Genomic DNA, 21,046 nt, shown 5'->3' with positions numbered 1-21,046 from the left:
CCGAGCCACGAAGGGAAGCGCTCAGCGGGGGCACCCGTCACACTTGTCCGCGTGCGGATCACCTCGGCCCTCGTCGACCCGGCGCTGCTCGACCTTCCCTGGTCGACCCCGCTGGAGCAGTGGCCTGCGCACCACCTGGTGGCGCTGCCACAGGGCATCTCCCGGCACATCGTCCGGTTCGTCCGGCTCGGCGACTACGTGTACGCGTTCAAGGAGACCCGCGAGCGGATCGCCGAACGGGAGTACGACCTGCTCCGGGCCCTGGAGCGGATCGACTTCCCGTCGGTCGAGGCGGTGGCGATCGTCGCCGACCGGCAGACCGAGGACGGGGAACCGCTCGAGTCGGTGCTGATCACCCGGCACCTGCAGTTCTCGCTGCCCTACCGGGCGCTCTTCTCGCACACCCTGCGGCCGGAGACGATGAGCCGGCTGCTCGACGCGCTCGCCGCCCTGATCGTCCGGATGCACCTGACCGGCTTCTTCTGGGGCGACTGCTCGCTGTCGAACACGCTGTTCCGCCGGGACGCCGGAGCGTTCGCCGCCTACCTGGTCGACGCCGAGACCGGCGCCCTGCACAGCTCCCTCTCCAACGGCCAGCGCGGCGAGGACCTGGAGATCGCCCGGGTGAACATCTTCGGCGAGGCGCTGGACCTCCAGGCCGCCGGGCTGCTGCACGAGTCCATCGACCCGGAGGTGGTCTGCGAGGAGGTCGTGCAGCGCTACGAGCGGCTCTGGCACGAGATCACCTACGAGCAGCAGGTCGAGCGGGAGGCCCGGCACGACATCGAGGGGCGGATCCGCCGCCTCAACGAGTTGGGCTTCGACGTCGCCGAGGTGGCCCTGTCGACCGTCGACAACGGCCGCTACCTGGTCCGCCCGAAGGTGGTGGACGCCGGCTACCACACCCGGCGGCTGCTCCGCCTGACCGGCCTGGACGCCGAGGAGAACCAGGCCCGGCGGCTCCTCAACGACCTGGACGCGTACCGGGTGGAGAGCGACCTGACCGACGAGCAGCAGGCGGCGCACCGCTGGCTGACGGAGGTCTTCGAGCCGGTGGTCCGGGCGGTGCCCGCGCACCTGCGCCACAAGCTCGAGCCGCAGGAGCTCTTCGCCCAGATCATCGAGCACAAGTGGCTGCTCTCCGAACGGGCCGGTCGGGACGTCGGGATGGGGCCGGCCGTGCAGTCGTACCTGGCCGACGTGTTGGTGCACCGCCCCGACGAGCAGGCCGTGCTCGGCGTCGAGGTCCCGGCCATCACCTGATCCGCGGAGGTCGGCCTCGCTCGGTGACTGACCGCAACCTGCCGTTCGGGTCCTTCCGGCGTCGGACGCGGTGCCCGACCGGCACGCCGGCCCGGCGGCCTGGTCGGGTGCGGCACGCTACAGACTTGATGACGTCAACGAATCGCCGACGTGGCAGTGCGGGCGCCAGGGCGGGGCACACCTCGGGGCCGGAAGCCTGATTCGTTCACGTCATCAAGTTTGTAGCGTCTCTAGGGGGCCCAGGGCCTGGGGGCGTCCCGGGCGGTCCGCGTGCAGCGGCAGTCCGCCGCCCCAGGCCACGCCCACCCGGCAAGCCACGCCCGGCTGGCGGGTCACTCCTGCCAGGCGCCGGCGCGCATCACCCGGACCACGTTCAGATCGTCGTCCAGCACCACCAGGTCGGCGCGGAGGCCCACCTGGAGGGCGCCCGTCTTGTCGCCGAGGCCGATCGCCCGGGCCGGGGTGGTCGAGACCATGCGTACCGCGTCGGCCATCGGGATGCCGGCGGCCACCGCGTGCCGCAGCGCGGCGTCCATGGTCAGCGTGCTGCCGGCGATCGCGCCGTCGGAGGCCAGCCGGGCCTCCCCGTCGGTGACGGTGACCGCCTGACCGCCCAGCTCGTACGACCCGTCAGGCATGCCGGCGGCGGCCATCGCGTCGGTGATCAGCGCGGCCCGCTCCGGGCCGGCGACCGAGGTGGCGAAGGTGAGCATCCCGCCGTGCAGGTGCACCCCGTCGGCGACCAGCTCGCAGACCACGTTCGGGGCGTCCAGCAGCGCCACCACCGGGCCGGGCTCGCGGTGGTGCACCGGGCGCATGCCGTTGAACAGGTGGGTGGCGACGCTCGCGCCGGCCGCCACCGCGGCCCGGGTCTCGTCGTAGGTGGCGTCGGTGTGGCCGACCGCGGCGACCACGCCGTGCGAGGTGAGCAGCTTGATCGCCGCCAGCGCGCCGTCCCGTTCCGGTGCCAGGGTGACCATCCGGACCGCGCCCGCGCCCCGCTCGATCAGCTCGGCCAGCTCGTCGGTGGACGGGTCGCGGAGGAACTCGGGGTTCTGCGCGCCGCAGCGGGCCGCCGACAGGTACGGCCCTTCGAAGTGGACGCCGGCCAGCACGCCCTCGCGGACCAGCGGGGCGAACGCCTCGGTCGCCGCCCGCATCAGCGCGAACGGGGAGCTGACCAGGCTGGCCAGCAGGGTGGTGGTGCCGTGTCGCAGGTGGAACGCGGCTGCCTCGCGGGCGGAGCCGGCGTCGCCGGTGGTGAAGGTGTGCCCGCCGCCGCCGTGGGTGTGCATGTCCACAAAACCGGGCACGATCCAGTGCCCGTCGCGCACCGACGGGTACTCGGCCACGGCCCTGATCCGGTCGCCGTCGATCTCGACGCACCCCTGGCGGACCACGCCGGTCGGGGTCACCACCTTGCCGTTCACCCGCAGGGCCATTACTTCTCCAGACTGTCGAGGGCGAGCAGGGCGGCGCCGAGGCAGCCTGCCTCGTCGCCCAGGGCCGCCGCGACCAGGCGCGGCTCCCGGTGGAACGTCATCCGCTCGTGCAGGGCGGCGCGCAGCGGGTCGAGCAGCTGGCCGCCGGCCCGGGCCAGGCCGCCACCGACCACGATGGTCTCCACGTCGAAGAGCGCCTGGCCGGTGGCCAACCCGTCGGCCAGCGCCTCGACGGCCTCCCGCCAGATTCGCAGCGCCAGCTCCTCGCCGGCCGCCGCCCGCCGGGCCACGTCGGCCGCCGTCACGGGCTCGGCGAGCTGGGCGTAGCGGCGGGCGATCGCGGAGGCCGAGGCCACCGCCTCCAGGCAGCCGGGGCGGCCGCAGCCGCAGCGCGGGCCGCCGGGACGTACCAGGATGTGGCCGATCTCCCCGGCGGCGCCGTGCGCGCCGGTGGCGGCGGACCCGCCGACCACGTGCGCGCCCGCGATGCCGGTGCCGATCGCGACGAAGAGGACGTGCCCGGTGTCCCGGCCCGCGCCGAGCCGGGCCTCGGCGAGACCACCCGCGCGGACGTCGTGGCCGAGCGCCGTCGGCAGGCCGAGCCGCGCCTGCGCCAGAGCCCGCAGCGGTACGTCCCGGAAGCCGACGTTCGCCGACCAGAGCGCCACCCCGGCGGCCTCGTCGATCACCCCGGGCACGGCGATGCCGCAGGCGACCGGGGTGAGCCCGTCGGCGCGGGCCTTGCCGGCCAGCCCCTCGGCGACGTCGAGGATCGTGCCGACCACCGCGTCCGGGCCGCGGTCGGCGTCGGTGGGGTGCCGCTCGGCGTGCACGACGCGGCCGTCCGGGCTGACCAGGGCGCACTTCATCCCGGTGCCGCCGACGTCCAGCGCCACCACCACCCGGCGGTCGGTGGCGGAGCCGTCGATCATGCGAGAACCACGGACCGGGTCAGGTGTCGGGGGGCGTCCGGGTCGAGGCCGCGGCTGGTGGCGAGCGCCACCGCGAAGCGCTGGGCCAGGATCAGGTCGGCCATCGGGTCGACCGGGGTACGCCCCGCCGCCCAGCTGCCCAGCACGGCCCGGCGGCCGTGGTGCCGGCTGTGCACGAAGGCGGCCCCGGTGGCCGCCACGTCCTCCGGCAGGCCCTCGGGGAGCGCGCCGAACGCCCAGACCAGCCGGCCCGGGGCGGCGACCGAGATGGGGCCGTGCCGGTAGTCCATCGCCGGGTACGCCTCGGCCCAGAAGGTGGCCGCCTCGCGACACTTCAGCGCCGCCTCCTGGGCCAGCCCGACGGTCCAGCCGCGGCCGAGGAAGGTGGCCTGCTCGATCCGGGCCGGGTCGATCGGCAGCGGTGCCCGGACGGCCACCTCCGCGTCGGCGGCGAGCGCCTCGACGTTGTCGCCCAGGTGGGCGCGGAGCAGCGCCAGCGAGGTGGTGGCGAAGCGGGTCTGCACCACCGACCGCTCGTCGGCGAAGGGCATCGTGACCGCCGCGTCGGCCAGCGTGGCGGCCGGCGCGGCCGGGTCGCCGACGAGCACCGTGGTCGTGGTCCGGCCGCGCAGCGCGGCGAGCAGGTCGAGCACCTCGGTGGTGGTGCCGGAGCGGGTGATCGCGATCACCCGGTCGTAGCGGCGACCGAGGGGGAACTCGCTGGCCTGGAAGGCGTCGGTCTCGCCCTGGCCGAGCTGCTCGCGCAGCCCCGCGTACGCCATCGCCATGAACCACGACGTGCCGCAACCGACGACGGCGACGCGCTCGCCGGGGCGGGGCAGATCGGCGGTGACGGCCCGGGCCAGTACCGCCGCCTCCCGCCAGCAGTCGGGCTGGCTCGCGATCTCCGCGTCGACGTACGGCATCAGGGCTCCTCGCACAGGCGGCGGTGCGCATTACGGCTCATTACGGCCGTCTTTCGCGCGTCATTCTGCGCGAACGTGGGTAGCCCTGGCAACCAGCTCCCGGGTTCGCGCAAACACAAGTTTTGCGCACTCGTAGTTTCGCGCACTACTGTGCACGCAATCAATCACCTTTCGTGCAGTGTCAACGGAGGCCCCCGCGGTGGACCGGTACGCCAGATGGAACGCTCTGCTCGAGATGCTGACCGACAGTGGCCGGGTCAGCGTCGAGGAGGCGGCCGGGCGGCTCGACGTCTCCCAGGCCACCATCCGCCGTGACTTCGACCAGCTCGCCCAGCAGCAGATGATCACACGGACCCGGGGCGGCGCGGTCGCCAACGGCGTCTCGTACGACCTGCCGTTGCGCTACAAGACCGCGAAGCACTCCGCCGAGAAGCAGCGGATCGGCGCGGCCGCCGCCGCCCTGGTCACGCCCGGCACGGTGGTCGGCCTCAACGGCGGCACCACCAGCACCGAGGTGGCCCGCGCGCTCGCCGTCCGGCCCGACCTCAACACCAGCGCCGAGGGTGCGCAGCTCACCGTGGTCACCAACGCCCTGAACATCGCCAACGAGCTGCTGGTCCGCTCGCGGATGAAGGTGGTGGTGGCCGGCGGGGTGGTCCGACCGAAGTCCTTCGAGCTGGTCGGCCCGCTGGGCGGGGCGCTGCTGCGCGAGGTCACCCTGGACATCGCCCTGCTCGGCGTGGACGCGGTCGATCCGCAGCTCGGCGCCGCCGCCCACCACGAGGGCGAGGCGGCGATGAACAACCTCATGGTGGCCCGGGCCAAGCGGGTGGTGATCATCGCGGACTCGTCCAAGTTGGGCGGGCACGCCTTCGCCCGGATCTGCCCGGTGGACCGGGTGGAGACCCTGGTGACCGACTCCGGCGCGGCGCCCGAGGTGGTCGAGGCCTTCCGGGACGCCGGGGTGCACGTCATCTGCGCCTGAGTGACTCGTTCCTCTACCGACGGTAGCGATCGACGCGCCGCTGCATACCGGGTATTGCCTCGCGAGGTATACCGAGTATGGTGACCGCTGTCATAAGCCAACCATCGGGGGAGGCGCAGCTTGTCGGCTGTCCTGGAGATCGAAGGTCTACGTAAGACGTACAAGAGCCGCCGGCGGGGGACCCGCAACGCGCTGGACGGCTTCGACATGCGGGTCGAGGCCGGCCAGGTGCACGGCTTCCTCGGGCCCAACGGCTCCGGCAAGACCACCACGTTGCGGACCCTGCTCGGCCTGATCCGGCCCGACGGCGGCCGGATGGCGCTGCTCGGGCAGGAGGTGCCCGCGGCGCTGCCCACCGTGGCCGGACAGGTCGGCGCGATCGTGGAAAGCCCGCAGTTCTTCCCGCACTTCTCCGCGCGGGACACGCTCTCCCTGCTCGCCGGGGCGGGGGAGGTGCCGGCCACCCGGATCGACGAGGTGCTGGAGCTGGTCGGCCTGCGCGACCGGGCCGGCGAGCGGGTCAAGACGTACTCGCTGGGCATGAAGCAGCGGCTCGCCGTCGCGTCGGCCCTGCTCAAGAACCCGCAGCTGCTCATCCTCGACGAACCGGCCAACGGCCTGGACCCGGGCGGTATCCGGGAGATGCGCACCCTGATGCGCACCCTCGCCGAGGCCGGGATGACCGTGGTGCTCTCCAGCCACATCCTCGGCGAGATCCAGCTGATCTGTGACTCCGTCACCATCATCTCGCTGGGTCGCCGGGTCGCCTTCGGCCCGGTCGACCAGGTGCTCGCGGCGCACTCGCACGGCACGGTCCGGGTCCGGCTGGAGGCGGCCGAGGACCTGGCCGCCGCTGCCGACCTGCTCGACCGGGCCGGTGTGTCGGCCACCCGGCACGCCGACCACCTGATGCTCAGGGGCATCGACAAGCCCGCCTCGGTCAGCCGGCTCCTCGCCGAGCAGCACCTGTACGTCAGCGAACTCGCCCCGGTCGCGGTCGACCTGGAGAGCGTCTTCCTGGAACTGACCGCCACCGCGCCGGTCCCCGGGCAGCACCGTCAGGTCGACGAGTCCACCCGCGTCGGCGGAACCGAGCAGGCCGGCGCGGCCGGGGGAGGTTGGGGAGCATGAGTCTCTACCGCACGGAGCTGCGCCGGCTCATCAAGCGGCGCTTCACCCGCTGGATGAGCCTGGCGGGCCTGCTGGTCCTGATCGCGGTGCTGGCCGGCGTCTTCCTGACCAACGACAAGGTCGGCCCCGCCGAGCAGGCCCGGGCCGAGCGCCAGGCCGAGCAGCAGTACCGGGAGACGGTGCGGGCGGTCGAGCGGGAGAAGGTGGCCTGCCAGGAGGCGAAGGCGAGCGGCAAGGCGAACGACCGCTTCCCGCCCGACTGCGAGATGATCACCCCGCCGCCCCGGGAGGCCTTCGACGCGCAGTGGTTCCTGCCGTCCACCTTCGACTTCCGCAGAGGATTCGAGGAGACGATCACCGCGTTCACCGCGATCCTCGCCCTGGTCGGGTTCGTGGTCGGTGCCTCCTTCGTCGGGGCGGAGTGGAGCACCGGCGGGATGATGAACCTGCTGCTCTGGCGGCCGCGGCGGCTCACCGTACTGCTGACCAAGCTGGCGGCCCTGCTCACCGGGCTGGTCACCCTGACCCTGGCCACCGCGGCCCTCTGGACCCTGGGGTTCTGGCTGATCGGCACCTTCCGGGGTACGACGGCGAAGATGACGGCCGGGGTGTGGCGGTCCTTCGCGCTCACCGGGCTGCGCGGCCTGGTGCTGGTGCTGGCGGTGGCGGCGATCGGCTTCGCGCTGGCCTCGCTCGGCCGGCACACCGCGATGGCGCTCGGCGGCGCGATCGGCGTCGCGGTGGTGGGGCAGTTCGGCCTCGGCATCCTGCTCTCCATGGCCGGCGTCCGGTTCATGGAGGCGTGGCTGCTGCCCACCTACGGGCTGGCCTGGATGCAGAAGAAGGTCACCCTGGAGGACTGGAACACCTGCAACAACACCTCGTTCGGCGAGTGCAAACCGGACACCCTCGACATCACCTGGCAGCAGTCCTCGGTGTTGCTCACCGTCGGGCTGGTCGTGGTGGTCGGGGCGGCGCTGGTGACGATGCGCCGGCGGGACATCTCCTGAATCCGGGGCCGTCCGGTTCGGACGGCCCCGGCGGGCGAGCGGGCCCGTGCCGACCCGGTGACCGGGGGCACGGGCCCGCTCGTCGCCCGCTGCGACCGTCGCCCCGGCTGGTTAGGCTTGGTGTCCCCCGAACGGCCGGTCCGTGGCCGGTCGTCCGCCCTGCTGAGGAGCGCCATGCACCCCGCCGACGCCGCCCCGGCCGCCGCCGACCGGTCCGAGCCGTCGCCGGAACGGCCGGTGACCGGCCGGGTCGACGTGGCCGGCGGTCGGGTCCCCCCGCCGCGCAGCGCCCCCGCCCTGGAGGACGCGCCGGATATCGCGACCGGCGACCCGGAGCGGCCCGCGCCGCCCGAGGACTCCGCCGACACCCCACCGGCGAGCCCCGCCGCCGTGCCGGCGGGCCCGGTCGGCGCCGACGCGCTGACCGAGCGCGAACAGCTGATCCTCGCCTTCGAGCAGCAGTGGTGGAAGCACGCCGGCGCCAAGGAGCAGGCCATCCGGGACACCTTCGGGCTCTCCGCCACCCGCTACTACCAGTTGCTCAACGCGCTGCTGGACCGGCCCGCCGCGCTGGCCGCCGAGCCACTGCTGGTCGGCCGGCTCCGCCGGCTGCGGTCCTCCCGGGCCCGCAACCGGCGCCGCTGATCACTTCTCGTACGTGCGCAGCCCGTTGCCGATGGCGAAGAAGGTCGGCGCCCACTCCCCGATGAAGATCCCCCACCGGTCGGCCCGGGCAACACCCGCCCGTTCCAGGTGTTTGGATAGGAACCAGCTGGTGAAGGAGAGTCCGATGCTGACGAACCCCGCCATGTACGCGTGCTCCGCCTTGAGTCCCGAGTCGTGCAACCGTGCCAACATGGCGATCCCCCTGTCGCGTCGAACGGCTCCCGCGATCTGACCCGGCTCCTGGCGGCACCGGCGGGTGACGGGAAGCCCACCGCCCCCGACGCTACCGTCGGTCACGAAGGCGTACCGGTGAGTTCGGGCGATCGCCCCGCCGGGCGGCATGGGGGCCGGCTGGCCGGGTAGCCGCCCGGCGGACGGATCGCACGGGGAAGGGAAGCAGACGGATGGTGGGACCGGAGGCACGGCACCCGGCGGGGCACACGGTGCGGACGGTGGGTGAGGCCTGGACGATGCAGGTCCGGTCCGCCTCGTCGCCCGCGCCGGGGCGGGCGGAGAACGAGGACCTGGTCTTCCGCTTCGGTCCGTTGGTCGGGGTGCTGGACGGGGCGACCGTCCCCGATGGGTTCGACACCGGCTGCCTGCACGGGCCGGCCTGGTTCGTCCGGCATCTCGCCGCGCGGATCGGCCTGGCGGTCGCCGCGCGGCCCGCCGCGACGCTGGTCAGCAGCCTCGCGGCGGCGCTGCTCGGGGTCCGCGCCGACCACGCCGACACCTGCGACCTGGACCACCCCGGGACGCCCTCGGCCACCGTGTGCCTGCTGCGGGAGGGCGCCGAGGAGATCGACTACCTGGTGCTCTGTGACAGCCCGCTGGTGCTGGACGTGGGCGGCCGGATCCAGGTGGTCGCGGACGACCGACTGGACGCCGCGATGGCGGACCTGCGGCGGATCGTGGCGGCCGTGCCGGCGGGGGAGGCCGACCCGGACACCCGGTTCCGGCAGGCGGTGCGGCTGCAACGGGAGCGGATGAACCGCACCCACGGGTACTGGGTGGCCGCGGCCGACCCGGACGCGGCGTACCACGCGGTGACCGGCACCCTGCCGCTGCGCGGGCCGGACGCGGTGCGCCGGGCGGTGCTGCTCTCCGACGGCGCGTCCTGCGCCGTCGAGCAGTTCGGGCTCTTCGACTGGGCCGGCCTGCTCGGCCTGGTCACCGCGGAGGGGCCGGGGGCGCTGATCGACCGGGTGCGCACCGCCGAGCGCGAGCACCCGGACCGGCTGAGCCGGTACAAGCGCGCCGACGACGCCTCCGTGGTGTGCTGCGACTTTTCGCCGAGGGGCTGACTCCCATCGACCGGTGTGGCGCCGGCGTCGACAGCGGAGCGTGACGCGGGACACTCCCATGGGACGACCGGTCGAGACCTCCGACCGGACCGGCAGTCGACACCCAAAGGGGTGGACGAGGGCCGGTGGGGCCGGCAGACTGCGGCACGTGGCGGGTGCGGTACGGCTGGAGCCGGTGGACGAACAGAACCTGGAACCGTTGCTCTCTGTAGCGGTTGCCGAGGCCGAGCCGGGGGACGTGATGCCCCCGGTGGAGGCTCCGGCGGGCTGGTCGCAGGCCCGGCGGGACGCGTTCCGCGAATTCCACCGGGCCAGCTTCGGCGGCCTGGACGGCCTCACCCGAACCCGGATGTACGCGATCCTGGCCGGCGGCGAGGTGGTCGGCATGGTCCGGATGAGCCGCTGCGACGAGCCCGGAGTCGCCGAGACCGGGATGTGGCTGGGCCGGTCGGCCCGGGGTCAGGGGCTCGGCCCGGCCGCGCTGCGGGAGTTGCTCAACGCCGCCGCGGCGGCCGGCATGCACACCGTCGTCGCGCACACCACGGCAGACAACGTGGGCGCTGTCTCGGTGCTGAAAAAATGTGGCGCCAAATTGCTCGAAGAGGGCGGCAAGGTGCACGCGACAATCTGCCTGGACGCCACTCCACCGGCATTCTGAAGCAGTTCTGCCAGATTCCTTGCGGTATGGCGTTCTTTTCTGTCCCCCCTGCTCAGTGCCGCCTTACTGTCCGATTGATCCCCTTCGTCGGTCGCTGCGTGCGGTTTCCGCCTTGCTGAGGTGAGGTCGCCCGGGAATGGCGCGGAAATGTTTTGCGCCACCGGCTTCGGGTACTGCCGGCCGGGTCCGCCAATACGGGACACCCGATCGCAGGCCCGCCGTGCGCTATTCCCCGGTAGCTGTTTTCCGGCCCTCGGTGGATCGGGTCGTCCCACCACCGGGGAGTGAAGGAGAACCGATGAAGAGCGGAACACGTATCGGCCTTGCGGTCGGTATCGGCTACATCCTCGGGCGGCGCCGAAAGCTGCGCACCGCCCTCACCCTCGCTGCCGCCGTCGCGGCGGGCCGGGCCAGCCGTGACCCGGGCCAGCTGCTCAAGCGCGGCGGCGACCTGTTGACCTCCACCCCGCAGCTGGCGAACCTGGGCAAGCTCGGCGCTCCGCTCGCCACCGCCGGCAAGTCCGCCGCCACCGCGGCGGCGGGCAGCGGTATCGACGCGCTCAGCGGCAAGCTCCGCAGCCGGGCGGACACGCTCCGGCGGAAGTCCGGCCGCGCCCCCTCGTCGGCGCCCGACGAGGAGCAGGAGCTGGCCGACCAGCCAGCCGCGGGCGACGACCAGGACCGCGACGACCGGTCGGCCCCGGCCGGACGGGGGCGGTGACCGTGGCCCCGAACCCCACCGGCGGCCTGGCTGACCGGGCCAAGGAGCAACTCACCTCGGACCTGAAGGACCTCGCCTCCGCGATCGGCGAACGCGCCGTCGCGGTCGTCACCGAACGGCTCACCGGCGCCACCGGCCGACTCAGCGAGTACGCCAAGCAGGGAGGCGGGCCCGGCCTGATCGCCGCGGCCACCGGTGCGCAGAAGCTCGCCGAGGGTAACTCCCCGATGAAGGCCATGTTCCATGCCGGCCTGGCCGGCGGTAAGGAGAAGTTGATGTCGGCGTTCGGCGGTGGCGGCGGCAAGGGTGGCAAGGGCAAGAAGAAGCTCAAGGTCACCAACATCGTCGAGACGATCGAGGTCGGCGTGCCGGTCCGGGTCGCGTACAACCAGTGGACCCAGTTCGGCGACTTCCCGAGCTTCATGAAGAAGGTCGAGCAGGCCGACAACGAGTCCGAGGAGAAGATGACCTGGAAGGCGCAGGTCTTCTGGTCGCACCGGACCTGGGAGTCGACCATCGTCCGGCAGATCCCGGACAAGCTCATCCACTGGCGGTCCAAGGGCGAGAAGGGCTCGGTGGACGGCACCGTCAGCTTCCACGAGCTGACCCCGGACCTGACCCGGATCCTGGTCGTCCTGGAGTACCACCCGCAGGGCCTCTTCGAGCACACCGGCAACCTCTGGCGCGCCCAGGGTCGACGGGCGCGGCTGGAGCTGAAGCACTTCGTCCGGCACGTGATGACCTCCACCGTGCTCGACCCCGACTCGGTCGAGGGCTGGCGCGGCGAGATCGAGGACTCCCAGGTGGTCAAGGACCACGAGACCGCCCTGCGCGAGGAGCAGGAGGCCCGCGAGCAGCAGGAGCAGGGCGCGGAGCCGCAGGAGGAGGCGGAGGAGCAGCCGGAGGAGGAGCGCCGGCCCGCCGAGCGCGGCCGCCGTCGCCCGCCCGAGCGCCGTCGTCCCCCGGAGGAAGAGGAGTACGAGGCCTACGAGGAGGGCGAGGACTACGACGAGGGGTACGAAGAGGAGGAGGAGCCCGAGGAGGAGCAGCCTCCGCCGCGTCGCCGCCCCCAGCCGGAACGCGCCCGCCGTCCACAGCCCCGCGCGGAGCGGGAGCCCCGTGCCGAGCGGGAGCCCCGCCCGGAGCGGGAGTCTCGGGAGGAGCCGCAGCGCGCGCGCCCGGCCGCCCGTCGTGCCGCCCCCGAGGCACCCCGTCGGCCGGTGGTCCGGCGTCGGCGTGAGGAGCGTGAGGAGTGAGCATCGCGACGACCAACGGACCGCCCGGTGGCGCGCTTGAGCGCGGCGGTGGTGGCGGTGCCGGCGGTACCCTCGCCGACGTCGTCGAGACGGTGCTCGACAAGGGCGTCGTCATCGACGCCCAGGTCACGGTGGCGGTGGTCGGCATCCAACTGTTGGAGATCAACGCCCGGATCGTGATCGCGAGTGTCGAGACGTACCTGCGGTTCGCCGAGGCGGTCGACCGGATGAGCATCGTGCCCAAGGACCAGAAGGGGCTGCCCGACCTGGTCGGGGATGTCGCGGGCGGTGCCGCCAAGGGCAAGGCCATCTCCGGCCTCGGCAAGGCCGCCAAGGAGATCAGTGGCGCGGTAGTGGATTCCCTGGGCGACCGCGGGTCCGACCGAGAGCGGGACCGGCCGCGCCGCCGCCGCGACGAGGAGCGTTGAGATGGCCGACGAGCGAGGACTGTTCATCTACGGCATCGTGCCGTCCGACGTGGAGCCGACCCCGGACGCCGCCGGGGTCGGCGACCCGCCGGGCGAGGTGACCGTGATCGTGCACGGCGACCTGGCCGTGCTGGTCAGCGAGGTGGAACTGGAACAGCCGATGGGCCGCCCCGCCGACCTGACCGCGTACCAGACGCTGCTGGACGGGACGGCGGCCGTCGCGCCGGTACTGCCGGTCCGGTTCGGCACGGTGGTGACCGGGCCGGACGCGGTCGAGGACCTGCTGAAGGCCCACCACGAGCAGTTCGCCGCCGCCCTCGACGAGTTCGAGGACCGGGTGCAGTACACCGTGCACGGCCGCTTCGACGAGGCGGAAATGATCAGCGACTTTCTCGCCGAGAACAACTCCGCCGCCGCGCTCGCCGACCAGGTGCGCGGCCGGCCGGAGGCGGAGAGCCGGGAACAGCGGATCCGGCTCGGCGAGATGATCGCCCAAGGGGTGGAGCTGCGCCGCGAGGCGGAGAACAGGGCGCTGATCGACCTGGTCACCCCGCACGCGGTGGCGCACACGCCGCGTCCGCCGAGCAGCGAGCTGGACGCGATGAACGTCGCCTTCCTGGTCGACGCCGACGACGAGGAGGAGTTCATCCGGGTGCTGGAGGAGTTCGCCGAGCAGCGCCGCGACCTGATCCGGATACGGCTGCTCGGTCCGCTCGCGCCGTACGACTTCGTCAGCGCGCACCAGTTGGTGGAGTGACCGGTGGACATCCTCTGGACGCTGCTGACCCTGCCGTACGCCCCGGTGCGGGGACTGACCGCGGTGGTCAAGGTGATCGCCCGGGAGGCGGAGGCGCGGCAGTACAACCCGGCCAACATCCGGCGCGAGCTGGAGGAGCTGGACCTGGCGGCGGAGGCCGGCGACATCACTCCGCAGGAGCGGGACCGGGGGCAGCAGCAGGTTCTGAACCGGCTGACCGGGGCGGGCGGCGCGGGTGGCGCCAGCTCCGGCACCGCCCGGGCCCGCCCGGCCGCCGGGCGGCGCACGGCCGCCCGACCACGGCGGGTGGACCGGCGGGGTGACTCCGAACGACGGTGAGGGAGGTGAGCGGGATGGCGACAGAACGGATTCGGGGCGACGGCGACCGCGAGCGCCGGCGGGAGCCGGACGACCGGTACGACGACGAGGACTACGAGCCGGTGTCGGCCGCCGAGGCGGCCCGGGAAGGCCTGCGCCAGATCGTCGGCCTGACCGGCAAGGACCCGCTCGGCATCACGTCGATCCAGCCGACCGACGACGGCTGGCTGGTCGGGGTGGAGGTGGTGGAGGACCACCGGATCCCGGCCTCCACCGACCTGCTCGGCCTGTACGAGGTCGAACTCGACATGGCGGGCGGGCTGCTCGGCTACCGGCGGACCCGCCGCTACCAGCGGGGCAAGGGCGACGGGGGTTGAGATGACCAGTCCGCGGCAACCGACGGTGGTGCAGAACTCGGGTCAGGTGCTGCCGGCCGGCAACGAGCCGGCGAACCTCGGCGACATCCTCGAACGGGTTCTCGACCGGGGCATCGTGATCGCCGGTGACATCCGGGTCAGCCTGCTCGACATCGAGCTGCTCACCCTGAAGCTGCGGCTGGTCATCGCCTCGGTGGACACCGCCCGGCAGATCGGCATCGATTGGTGGGAGCACGACCCGTGGCTCAGCTCGACGGCCCGCCCGCCGATCGAGCCGGGCCCGCGCGACCCGGAGGAGGTCGAGGCGGAGCGCCGTCCCCGGGTGGCCCGCCGGGCGGCCGCACGGGAGGTGTGGGAATGAGTACGACGGCTGACCCGACGGTCGCGGTCGGCGCCTGGCTGCACGGCGTGGTCCGCGACGCGGACCCGGCCGCGCTGGCCGGGGTGTCCGGCATGGACGGCGGGCCGGTCCGGGTCGTCCGGTCCGCCGGCCTGGCCGCCGTGGTCAGCGCCGCCCCGCTGACCGAGTACGGCGAGGAGGCGCTGCGCCGCAACCTGGAGGACCTGGCCTGGCTGGAGCGGGCCGCCCGAGCGCACCACGCGGTGGTGGACGCGTTGAGCCGGGCCGGTGCCGTGATCCCGGCCCGGCTCGCCACGGTGCACCACGACGACACCCGGGTCGCCGCCATGCTCGCCGAGCGGCGGGCCGAGCTGGCCGGCGCGCTGGACCGGCTCACCGGCCGGGCCGAGTGGGGCGTCAAGGGGTACGTGGTGCCGGGCGTGCTGCCCCGCGCCGAGGCGCCCGCCGACGGGGGTGGGGCGGGGGCGGCGTACCTGCGGCGGCGCCGGGCCCAGCTCACCGCCCGGGACGAGGGGCAGCGGATCGCCGCCGAGGCGGCCGCCACCGTGCACGACGCCCTCGCCGGACACGCCGCCGCCGCCCGCCGGCACAGTCCGCAGGACCGTCGGCTCTCCGGCGCGCCGACCGCGATGGTGCTCAACGGCGCGTACCTGGTGGACACGCCCGCCGTGGACGGCTTCGGCGCGCTGATCCGGGAGCTGGCCGACCGGCACCCGGAGATCCGGCTGGAGCTGACCGGCCCGTGGCCGCCGTACTCCTTCGTCTCGGACGGCCCGGAGGAGCCGGCGTGGTGACCACCTCGCTCGCCCCGAACAGCGCCGACGACCCGCTGGCCTACCGGCCGGTCGCCCTGGTCGACCTGCTCGACCGGGTGCTCGCCACCGGCGTGGTGATCAGCGGTGACATCACCCTGGCCATCGCCGAGATCGACCTGGTCCGGATCTCACTGCGCGCGCTGGTCGCCTCGGTCGGCGCCCTGGTCCCGCCCGAGCTGCGCGGGGAGCCGGGCCTGGTCCCGCCCGAGCTGCGCGGGGAGCCGGGATGACCGTCCCGGACCGGCCCCGGCGGGACGAGGCGGCCGAGCTGGCCGCCGCGCTGGGTGACACCACCTGGCAGGCCCCCCGGGTGACGCCGCTGGACCGGCGCCTCGCCGTCGACCGGGACTCCGTCGAGCGGGGGTTGGCCAGCCTCGTGCTCACCGTGATCGAGCTGCTGCGGCAGCTGATGGAACGCCAGGCACTGCGCCGGGTCGACCTCGGCGACCTCACCGAGGACCAGATCGAACGGGTCGGCGCGACGCTGATGGCGCTGGAGGAGCAGATGACCCAGCTCCGCGAGTACTTCGGCCTCGCCCCCGAGGACCTCAACCTCGATCTGGGTCCGCTCGGCCCCCTCCTCCCCACCGACTGACCCCAGGGGAACGGATGTCGCCTCGAGCGATATGACGCAGAGGCATATTCATGACTCTCCGTCATATCGCTCGCCAGGAAGCTGCCTTCCACGGCCCCGACACGCCAGGCACGCCCGGGCCGCCGGGCACGCCGGCTCCCGGCACGGCCCGGTCAGCCGGACTGCTTCTCCGCGTACGCGGCCAGCCAGGCGACCTGCGCCGGATCCAGGGACGGGCGGACCCGGCGGCGGGCGGTGGCCACATGAGCGGCGGTGACCGTGGAGGCGGTCAGCGACTCCCGCATCGCGGCCAGCGCCGACTCCCGGACCAGCGCGGCGCAGTCCGCCGCCGAGAAACCGGTCAGCTCCTCGCCGAGCGCGGCGAGTTCCACGTCCTCGGCCAGCGGCACGGTCCGGGACGCGGCGCGCAGGATCTCCGACCGGGCCGGCCCGTCCGGCGGTGGCACGTAGACCAGCCGTTCCAGCCGGCCCGGTCGCAGCAGCGCCGGGTCGACCAGGTCCGGCCGGTTCGTCGCCCCGACCACCACCACGTTGCGCAGCGCCTCCACCCCGTCCAGCTCGGTGAGCAGCGCCGCGACCACCCGGTCGGTCGTACCCCCGTCGGTGGCCTGACCCCGGACCGGGGCGAGCGCGTCCACCTCGTCGAGGAAGATCAGCGTGGGCGCGGCCTCCCGGGCCCGGCGGAACAGCTCCCGCACCGCGCGTTCGCTCTCCCCGACCCACTTGGAGAGCAGCTCCGCGCCCTTCACCGAGAGCACGTTCGCCTTTCCCGACCCGGCCAGCGCGGTCACCAGGTAGGTCTTGCCGCAGCCCGGCGGGCCGTAGAGCAGCACGCCCCGGGGCGGCTGCACGCCGAGCCGGGCGAAGGTGTCCGGGTAGGTCAGCGGCCAGAGCACCGACTCGGTGAGGGTCTGCTTCACCTCGACCAGGCCGCCGACATCGTCCAGGGTGACCGAGGCCAGCTCCAGCGTGGACGCGGCCATCGTCGTCGGCCGGACCACCTCGAGGGCCGCGGCGAAGTCAGCCATCGCGACCGTGGGCCGCTCCGCCGTCTTCTGCCGCAGCGCCGCGCGCACCCCGGCCTCCCGCACCAGCGCGGCCAAATCCGCCGCGACGAACCCGGGGGTACGCCCGGCCACCTCGTCCAGCCGGACGTCCTCGGCGAGCGGCACCTGCCGGGTGAGTACGGTCAGCTGCTCCCGGCGCAGCGTAGGGTCGGGCAGCGGCACGGTGATCCGTACGGAGAGCAGGTCGGGCGCGCGCAGCGCCGGGTCGACCGCCTCCGGCCGGGAGGTGGTGCAGACCACCGCCGCCCCGGACCGAACGGTCTCCGCGACCACCTGGCGGAAGACGGTGGCCAGCGGACCGGGCCCCTCGGCCGGTGCCAGCGCCTCCACGTCGGTGACCAGCAGCACCGCCGGCCCGGTCGAGGCCACCTCGGCGGCGGCCGCGCGCAGCCGGCGGGCCGCCGCGTCGTTGGTGAGCGCGGCCAGCTCCGGCGCCCAGAGCGGGCGGACCGGGACCCGGACCGCGGCAGCGACCGCCCGGACCAGTGCCGACTTGCCGGAGCCGGCCGGCCCGCCGAGCAGTACGCCGAGCGAGACGGTGGTGCCCAGCCGGCCGAGCACCTCCCGGTGGTGGAAGCCGAGGTCGAGCAGCTCGGTCAGCTCCTCGGCCTGCGCCCGCAGCCCGGGCAGCTCGTCCACGTGCGGCGGGTCGTCGGGCACGTCGCCGAGCGGGTCGGTGGCGCGGTCGGCCGCCGGGCCGCCGGACCCGTTCAACCGGCCCCGGACTGGGCCGGGGGAGCCGTGGGTGGCGGCGCCGTGCTCCCAGCCGACCACGGTGTCCATGGTGACCAGCACGCCGGCGTCCGGCTCGGCGTCGACGACGGTGAGCAGGGTGCTCGTCCAGGCGTACCCGACGGTGTCGGCGAGCCGGCGGCGGGCCGCCTCGACCAGGCCGCGTACCGAGGCGTCCGGCAGCACGTCCTGGGGCAGCAGGGAGACATCGTCGCCGGTGGTGACGACCTTGCCGAGCAGGGCGAGCCGGAGCATCTCCGGCGAGACGGCGGCGACGACCGGCGCCGGCCCGCGCAGCGTCACCCGGCGGGCCGCGGTCACCGGCGTCGGGCTGACCGTCACCTGGCCACCGTCGCGCAGGCCGAGGTTGCCCAGGATCAGGTCGTCGGCGTAGAGCAGAGCGGGGCTGGCGCCCGGTTCGGCGGTGGCGACGATCCCGGCGGTCACCCGTCGACCGGTCAACCGGACCGGGTCGCCCGGGCGCAGCGCGAGGGCGGTGAGCACCTCCGGGTGCAGCCGTACGATGCCCCGGCGGGCGTCCAGCGCGGCCGGCCGCAGGCTCGCGGTGAGGGTCAGGTCCGGTTCGGCCATCGCCCGACAGTAGCCGCCGCCGGCACCGCCCGCCGAGCCGTCCCGACCGGCGTCACCGGTCGTCGTCGAGCAGCGAGGGATCGCGCCGGATCATCTCCGCCAGCCGGGCTGCGGGGTCCCCGGTCGGCCCCTCCTGACCGGGGGACCAGGCGGGCACCGTCCGGTCCGAGAGCGGCCAGGCCGGCGGCGGCGTGCTCGGGTTGTCCGGGCCGACCGTCACGTCCGTGTCGGCCCAGTCCACCCGCAGTGGGTACGTCCGCCCCTCGTGTTCCACCCGGACCACGACGGCGAGGCCGGGGTGGTCCGCCACCACCCGGCGGACCGCCTCGGCGACCTCCGCCACCGGGTCCCGGTCACCGGCCGCCGGCCGGCCGGCCCCGGACCGCCCCCACCCGTCCGGCTCCACACCCCGCGGTGGATCGCCGACGGGTACGTCCGCGCCGGCCTCTTCGCCCGGGTCCGTGGCGCGGCGGCGCAGTGCCTCCTCGCGGCGGGCCATCCGGGCCAGTGTCTCGTCCAGACCACCTCTCATCACGTCCCCCTTGTCTGATGATGAAAACGGGCCGTGCCGGCGAACGGTTCACACCCCCCGTTCGCGGGTGGCCCGGTCCAGCGCCCGGTCCAGGACGACCAGCAGGGCGTCCCGCACCGAGAGCCGGTCCCGGGCGTCGAACTGCACCAGCGGCACGTGGTCGCCGATCGCCAGCGCCCAACGGATCGCGCCGAGGTCGTGCGCCACCCGACCGTCGAAGGCGTTCACCCCGACCACGAACGGCAGGCCGGCCCGCTCGAAGAAGTCGATCGCCGGGTAGCAGTCGTCCAACCGGGCGCTGTCCACCACCACCAGCGCGCCGAGCGCGCCCCGGGCCAGGTCGTCCCACATGAAGCCGAACCGTGACTGGCCGGGCGTGCCGAACAGGTAGAGCTTCAGGCTGCGGTCGATCGTGACGCAGCCGAAGTCCATCGCCACCGTGGTGGTGGTCTTCGAGCTCCGTACGCCCGGGTCGTCCACGCCGAGGGCCGCGCTGGTCATCTCGGCCTCGGTGGTCAGCGGCGCGATCTCGGAGATCGCCCCGACCGTGGTGGTCTTGCCGACGCCGAACCCGCCCGCGACGAGGATCTTCACCGGGATCGGCGGCGCGGGCCGGGTCTGCGGGACCGGCGCGGGCTGCCCCACCGGCGGCCGGTACGGCGGGGGCGCCGGCGCGTGGGTCGGCGGCACCGATGCCGGTGTGGGGGTCCCGCCCACCGGCTGGCCGTAACGGGCGGAGGCGCTGTTCGCGGCGAGCCCCCCGAGCGGGGCGACCGGCCATTCAGGAGATCGCACGGAGTCCATCAATCAGTCGCAGGATGATGTCGGGGTCATGGGCGTCGGTGAAGGTGCCGACGTGCACGTCGAGGTGGCCGGCGGCCCGGAGGTCGCCCACCAGGACGCGGGTCACGCCGAAGTGCATCTGCATCCGGGCGGAGATCTCCGCGACCGAGATCGGTTCGCCGCAGAGCGCGACGATCGCCTGCAACTCCGGGGACAGCCGGGACGGCTGCCCGCCCGGCCGCAGGCCCGCGCCGGGCCGGGCGGTCACCTGGGTCTCCAACCCGATCGCCGGGTCCGCGCCCGCGACCCGCCCGGCGGTCAGCACGAACGGGCGCGGGCCGGTGGGGCGGCCGACCTCCGGCTCGGGCTCGACTGCCGGCGCCGGGGTGGTCGCCGGCGGGCCGTCACCGGACGGTGAGGGCGTACGCAGGTAGGGGCGGATCCAGATCGGCGGATCCGGATCCCCACCGGCGACCTCCGGGGTCATTGCTGAACGGCGTTCTTCAGCTCGGCGATCAGTCGCGGACTCAGCGCGCCACCGGCGCGGCCCGCGAAGAGAGTCATCTCGTACGCCACGGTGCCGAGGTTGGCCGACCGGTCGGCGACCACACCGAGCACCGAGCCGCTGCTGATCGCGCTGATCAGCAGGTACCCGTCGGCCATGTCGACGATGACCCGGTTCAGCCCGCCGAGGGCGTACCAGCTCGCCGCGCCGCCGGCCAGGCTGGTCATGCCGGAGACGACGGCGGCGAGGCGTTCCGCGTTGGACCGGTCCTTGATCGCCGACATGGCCATCAGCAGCCCGTCCGACGAGACGGCGATCGCCTCCAACACGCCGGCGGTACTGGAGGTGAACGAGTCCAGCAGCCAGTTGAAGGTGCGCGCCTCCGGGCTGAGCTCCGGGCCGGCGTGCGACTGGTGGTCGACGTTGTCGTGCAGGAACGGGCTGGTCACCGTGATGATCCCTCTTCGTCGTGGCGGTGGTCGGTACGGACGTCGCGCAGGGCACGGGCCACGCCCGCCTCGAACTCGGTGATGAGGTCGCGGACCTCGGCCGGGTCGCCCGGGTGCTGGCTGGGGATGGCCGCGCGCTGCGGGGTGGCGATCAGGTTCGCCCCGGGCACCCGTCGGCTCAGCCGCGGGCGGTCCGGGGTGACGTCCAGCTCGACCGCCCGGCCATCGGGCCGGCTCTGCTCGGCCCGGCGTACGCCGGACTGGAACTGCTCGACCAGGGCCCGTGCGGCCTCCGGGTCGGCCGTGCTGGCGTCCACCGGGCCAGTCGGCGGACCGGCCGGCGGCAGGCTGGCGCCGGGCACCCGCTGGCGGACGGTGGGCAGCGCCAGGGTGGCCGGACCGGCGGGGGTGCGGGTGGCCCACCAGAACGTGCCGGCCGCGA

Annotated in this window: 26 protein-coding genes and 1 pseudogene; 17 read left to right on the top strand and 10 right to left on the bottom strand. The window is 74.0% G+C overall.

Going from position 1 to position 21,046, the window contains the following annotated elements:
• The first annotated feature begins 51 nt into the window (after positions 1-51).
• A complete protein-coding gene (locus tag V6U81_RS02675) occupies positions 52-1,263 on the top strand; it encodes a DUF4032 domain-containing protein (protein ID WP_420883956.1) in 1,212 nt (403 codons plus the stop codon).
• Between the two features lie 332 nt (positions 1,264-1,595).
• On the opposite strand, the gene nagA is transcribed toward V6U81_RS02675, so the two are convergent.
• The 3 genes from nagA to V6U81_RS02660 are packed head-to-tail and all read right to left on the bottom strand — an operon-like array spanning position 1,596 to position 4,563.
• Positions 1,596-2,705 carry an N-acetylglucosamine-6-phosphate deacetylase gene (gene nagA / locus V6U81_RS02670; RefSeq protein ID WP_334483844.1) on the bottom strand — a complete coding sequence of 370 codons (1,110 nt, stop codon included), beginning with the start codon at positions 2,703-2,705 and terminating at the stop codon, positions 1,596-1,598.
• Positions 2,705-3,637: an ROK family protein gene (locus tag V6U81_RS02665; RefSeq protein WP_334483841.1), complete on the bottom strand. Its 933-nt coding sequence runs from the start codon at positions 3,635-3,637 to the stop codon at positions 2,705-2,707. Before V6U81_RS02665 ends, nagA begins: the two co-directional genes overlap by 1 nt.
• On the bottom strand, positions 3,634-4,563 hold the full coding sequence (locus tag V6U81_RS02660) for an SIS domain-containing protein (protein ID WP_334483838.1): 930 nt from the start codon (positions 4,561-4,563) through the stop codon (positions 3,634-3,636). Before V6U81_RS02660 ends, V6U81_RS02665 begins: the two co-directional genes overlap by 4 nt.
• A gap of 199 nt (positions 4,564-4,762) precedes the next feature.
• On the opposite strand from V6U81_RS02660, the gene V6U81_RS02655 reads away from it, so the two are divergent.
• The 4 genes from V6U81_RS02655 to V6U81_RS02640 all read left to right on the top strand — a co-directional run bounded on the left by V6U81_RS02655 (position 4,763) and on the right by V6U81_RS02640 (position 8,334).
• Entirely contained in the window at positions 4,763-5,548 is a 786-nt protein-coding gene (locus V6U81_RS02655; protein ID WP_334484313.1) for a DeoR/GlpR family DNA-binding transcription regulator, read from the top strand.
• 120 nt (positions 5,549-5,668) lie between these two features.
• Complete coding sequence (locus V6U81_RS02650; protein WP_334483835.1) at positions 5,669-6,679, top strand: ATP-binding cassette domain-containing protein; 1,011 nt, start codon at positions 5,669-5,671, stop codon at positions 6,677-6,679.
• Positions 6,676-7,689 carry an ABC transporter permease subunit gene (locus tag V6U81_RS02645; protein WP_334483833.1) on the top strand — a complete coding sequence of 338 codons (1,014 nt, stop codon included), beginning with the start codon at positions 6,676-6,678 and terminating at the stop codon, positions 7,687-7,689. The genes V6U81_RS02650 and V6U81_RS02645 overlap by 4 nt, the downstream gene beginning before the upstream one ends.
• A 174-nt stretch (positions 7,690-7,863) precedes the next feature.
• Entirely contained in the window at positions 7,864-8,334 is a 471-nt protein-coding gene (locus tag V6U81_RS02640) for a DUF3263 domain-containing protein (RefSeq protein ID WP_334483831.1), read from the top strand.
• On the opposite strand, the gene V6U81_RS02635 is transcribed toward V6U81_RS02640, so the two are convergent.
• A complete protein-coding gene (locus V6U81_RS02635; RefSeq protein ID WP_334483829.1) occupies positions 8,335-8,547 on the bottom strand; it encodes a hypothetical protein in 213 nt (70 codons plus the stop codon).
• A 260-nt stretch (positions 8,548-8,807) separates the two neighbouring features.
• Here V6U81_RS02635 and V6U81_RS02630 point away from each other — a divergent pair, with 260 nt between their 5' ends.
• From V6U81_RS02630 to V6U81_RS02575, 12 genes are all read left to right on the top strand, one after another.
• On the top strand, positions 8,808-9,659 hold the full coding sequence (locus V6U81_RS02630) for a hypothetical protein (RefSeq protein ID WP_334483827.1): 852 nt from the start codon (positions 8,808-8,810) through the stop codon (positions 9,657-9,659).
• 148 nt (positions 9,660-9,807) lie between these two features.
• Complete coding sequence (locus V6U81_RS02625) at positions 9,808-10,317, top strand: GNAT family N-acetyltransferase (RefSeq protein WP_334483824.1); 510 nt, start codon at positions 9,808-9,810, stop codon at positions 10,315-10,317.
• Positions 10,318-10,615: 298 nt separating this feature from the next.
• Complete coding sequence (locus tag V6U81_RS02620; RefSeq protein ID WP_334483822.1) at positions 10,616-11,038, top strand: hypothetical protein; 423 nt, start codon at positions 10,616-10,618, stop codon at positions 11,036-11,038.
• Entirely contained in the window at positions 11,035-12,294 is a 1,260-nt protein-coding gene (locus V6U81_RS02615) for an SRPBCC family protein (RefSeq protein ID WP_334483819.1), read from the top strand. The genes V6U81_RS02620 and V6U81_RS02615 overlap by 4 nt, the downstream gene beginning before the upstream one ends.
• On the top strand, positions 12,291-12,722 hold the full coding sequence (gene gvpJ, locus V6U81_RS29290; protein WP_334483817.1) for a gas vesicle protein GvpJ: 432 nt from the start codon (positions 12,291-12,293) through the stop codon (positions 12,720-12,722). The genes V6U81_RS02615 and gvpJ (V6U81_RS29290) overlap by 4 nt, the downstream gene beginning before the upstream one ends.
• A 1-nt stretch (position 12,723) precedes the next feature.
• A complete protein-coding gene (locus tag V6U81_RS02605; protein WP_334483815.1) occupies positions 12,724-13,479 on the top strand; it encodes a GvpL/GvpF family gas vesicle protein in 756 nt (251 codons plus the stop codon).
• Between the two features lie 3 nt (positions 13,480-13,482).
• On the top strand, positions 13,483-13,818 hold the full coding sequence (locus V6U81_RS02600; RefSeq protein ID WP_334483812.1) for a gas vesicle protein GvpG: 336 nt from the start codon (positions 13,483-13,485) through the stop codon (positions 13,816-13,818).
• A 14-nt stretch (positions 13,819-13,832) separates the two neighbouring features.
• A complete protein-coding gene (locus tag V6U81_RS02595; protein ID WP_334483809.1) occupies positions 13,833-14,174 on the top strand; it encodes a gas vesicle protein GvpO in 342 nt (113 codons plus the stop codon).
• A 1-nt stretch (position 14,175) separates the two neighbouring features.
• Complete coding sequence (gene gvpJ / locus V6U81_RS29285; RefSeq protein ID WP_334483806.1) at positions 14,176-14,535, top strand: gas vesicle protein GvpJ; 360 nt, start codon at positions 14,176-14,178, stop codon at positions 14,533-14,535.
• Entirely contained in the window at positions 14,532-15,329 is a 798-nt protein-coding gene (locus V6U81_RS02585) for a GvpL/GvpF family gas vesicle protein (protein ID WP_334483804.1), read from the top strand. Before gvpJ (V6U81_RS29285) ends, V6U81_RS02585 begins: the two co-directional genes overlap by 4 nt.
• Entirely contained in the window at positions 15,323-15,580 is a 258-nt protein-coding gene (locus V6U81_RS02580) for a gas vesicle protein (protein ID WP_334483802.1), read from the top strand. The genes V6U81_RS02585 and V6U81_RS02580 overlap by 7 nt, the downstream gene beginning before the upstream one ends.
• Positions 15,577-15,945: a gas vesicle protein K gene (locus tag V6U81_RS02575; RefSeq protein ID WP_334483800.1), complete on the top strand. Its 369-nt coding sequence runs from the start codon at positions 15,577-15,579 to the stop codon at positions 15,943-15,945. The genes V6U81_RS02580 and V6U81_RS02575 overlap by 4 nt, the downstream gene beginning before the upstream one ends.
• A 152-nt stretch (positions 15,946-16,097) precedes the next feature.
• On the opposite strand, the gene V6U81_RS02570 is transcribed toward V6U81_RS02575, so the two are convergent.
• From V6U81_RS02570 to V6U81_RS02545, 6 genes and pseudogenes are all read right to left on the bottom strand, one after another.
• Entirely contained in the window at positions 16,098-18,335 is a 2,238-nt protein-coding gene (locus V6U81_RS02570; protein WP_334483798.1) for an AAA family ATPase, read from the bottom strand.
• 52 nt (positions 18,336-18,387) lie between these two features.
• Positions 18,388-18,867, bottom strand: a complete 480-nt coding sequence (locus V6U81_RS02565) for a hypothetical protein (RefSeq protein WP_334483795.1) — start codon at positions 18,865-18,867, stop codon at positions 18,388-18,390.
• 48 nt (positions 18,868-18,915) lie between these two features.
• Complete coding sequence (locus tag V6U81_RS02560; RefSeq protein ID WP_334483793.1) at positions 18,916-19,671, bottom strand: GTP-binding protein; 756 nt, start codon at positions 19,669-19,671, stop codon at positions 18,916-18,918.
• Positions 19,649-20,137, bottom strand: a complete 489-nt coding sequence (locus tag V6U81_RS02555) for a DUF742 domain-containing protein (protein WP_334483790.1) — start codon at positions 20,135-20,137, stop codon at positions 19,649-19,651. Before V6U81_RS02555 ends, V6U81_RS02560 begins: the two co-directional genes overlap by 23 nt.
• Positions 20,134-20,604 (bottom strand): roadblock/LC7 domain-containing protein, encoded by a 471-nt coding sequence (locus V6U81_RS02550; RefSeq protein WP_334483787.1) that lies wholly within the window; start codon positions 20,602-20,604, stop codon positions 20,134-20,136. The genes V6U81_RS02555 and V6U81_RS02550 overlap by 4 nt, the downstream gene beginning before the upstream one ends.
• Positions 20,601-21,046, bottom strand: a pseudogene (locus tag V6U81_RS02545) (histidine kinase); the annotation flags it as partial. The pseudogene V6U81_RS02545 and the gene V6U81_RS02550, both read right to left, overlap by 4 nt.

The sequence above is a fragment of the Micromonospora lacuserhaii genome (assembly GCF_036902735.1).
In the GTDB taxonomy this organism is placed as follows: domain Bacteria; phylum Actinomycetota; class Actinomycetes; order Mycobacteriales; family Micromonosporaceae; genus Micromonospora.
Note: the sequence above shows the minus strand (reverse complement) of the source record. Positions and strands in the feature narration are given on the sequence as shown.